This is a genomic window from Aquitalea palustris (assembly GCF_003693445.1).
Classification (GTDB): domain Bacteria; phylum Pseudomonadota; class Gammaproteobacteria; order Burkholderiales; family Chromobacteriaceae; genus Aquitalea; species Aquitalea palustris.
Window position 1 is genome coordinate 1 of sequence record NZ_RFAR01000112.1, and the last position, 1,250, is coordinate 1,250.

The window sequence follows — 1,250 nt, forward strand, 5'->3', positions numbered from 1 at the left end:
CCACCACCACCACCCATGCCCTGGCCATTAAAGCTGGCGTGGACAATGGTGGCGTTTGACATGGTGTTGACGACACGCGCCCCCGCGCCAATGGTGGCTGGCCGGGCCATGCTTTCGCAGGCGCCCAGGCTCAGCAGAGTCAGCAGGTAGAGCAAAACTTGTGGAGCCAAGCTGGGGTGTCTCATGGAGCCTCCCGGCGTAAATAGCTTTCCACCAGCGGCATGCGTTCTGGTTCCGACCATAGTTTGGCCTGGTCAGCGGCGTATTGGGCGGCTACCAATCTTTTCATCAGCTCTTCTTCTGAATCCAGGCCATACATCGCAGGTAGCAGCAAATGGTTCTGCCGCCAGGTTTCAGCGGCATGCCATAGCGACAAGGTGTGAATCTGTTCGGGCGATAAGTTCAGGTTTTCATCTGGTGGCTGGGCAGGTGCGGTGCCTGCATGTGGCAGTTGCAGGCTGCGGGCGTGGCCGTCTCTATCCAGCCAGTGCCATTGCTGAGCACAGCCCAGCAAGAACTGTTGTTGCGTGGGTAGCAGGCAGGCGCAGACCGGGGCAAACAGGCGGGGATCATAAAAGCGCAGCACGCCCTGTTGCCGGCCTTGATCCCACTTCACCTGCAGGCAGGCTGTCAGATGTGTTGCCAGTGCCTCAAAATCGCAAGTGCTCAGCAGAGCTAATAACCTGGGCTGACCTTGCCATTTATCTAGTCGGCGCTGCCATTTTTCCAGCAGGGCTGGTGTGTGCAGCGCTAGCCGGATCAATACCGGGCCTTCGCCAGCGGCCTCAGCATGTGGGGTATCCAGCAACAAGGTGCGTGGCGGGTGCATGACGGGTAAATGGCGTTGCCAGCCATGGTTGATGCCCGATTGGTCAACGATGAAATCCAGCCATTCCAGGTCGGTGTCAAGGGCTTGCTGGCATAGCATGGTCAGCCAGTCATGAGTGGTTGGCCGAGGCAAAATCAGCAGCGGCTTCATTTGGCATTCACCAGCGGGTTAGCTTGCTGAAAGGCATTGGCCATACAGCTTTTGCAAACGGTATTGGGAAAACGAGGAAACGGCAGATTCAAGCTATCCGGCCCGCTCCAGTCATGGCTGCCGCCCTTGAAGCTGACGGTGCCGGGGGCGTGTAGCTCGATCTTGCCATCCTTGATCCGCACATAAGCGCCGCCGCTGGTCAGCAGGATTTCCTTCTTGCCATTGAATTGCTGCTTGCCCTTGGCCGAGGTAATGGTCAGGTCCTTGTCCG

Annotated in this window: 2 protein-coding genes and 1 pseudogene; all 3 read right to left on the reverse strand. The window is 58.2% G+C overall.

The annotated features are described in order from the left end of the window. Window positions 1–185: pseudogene (locus tag EAY64_RS19075) on the reverse strand (hypothetical protein); the annotation flags it as partial. After that, entirely contained in the window at window positions 182–979 is a 798-nt protein-coding gene (gene tla1 / locus EAY64_RS19080) for a toxin Tle1 chaperone Tla1 (protein WP_103526295.1), read from the reverse strand. The pseudogene EAY64_RS19075 and the gene tla1, both read right to left, overlap by 4 nt. Then, window positions 976–1,250, reverse strand: a 275-nt coding sequence (locus EAY64_RS19085) for a DUF2345 domain-containing protein (RefSeq protein ID WP_147456249.1), incomplete at its 5' end; no start/stop codon positions are given. The genes tla1 and EAY64_RS19085, both read right to left, overlap by 4 nt.

Excerpts from the sequence above, each read along its gene's own strand:
- tla1 (WP_103526295.1), bottom strand. The coding sequence starts at position 979 with ATGAAGCCGCTGCTGATTTTGCCTCGGCCAACCACTCATGACTGGCTG.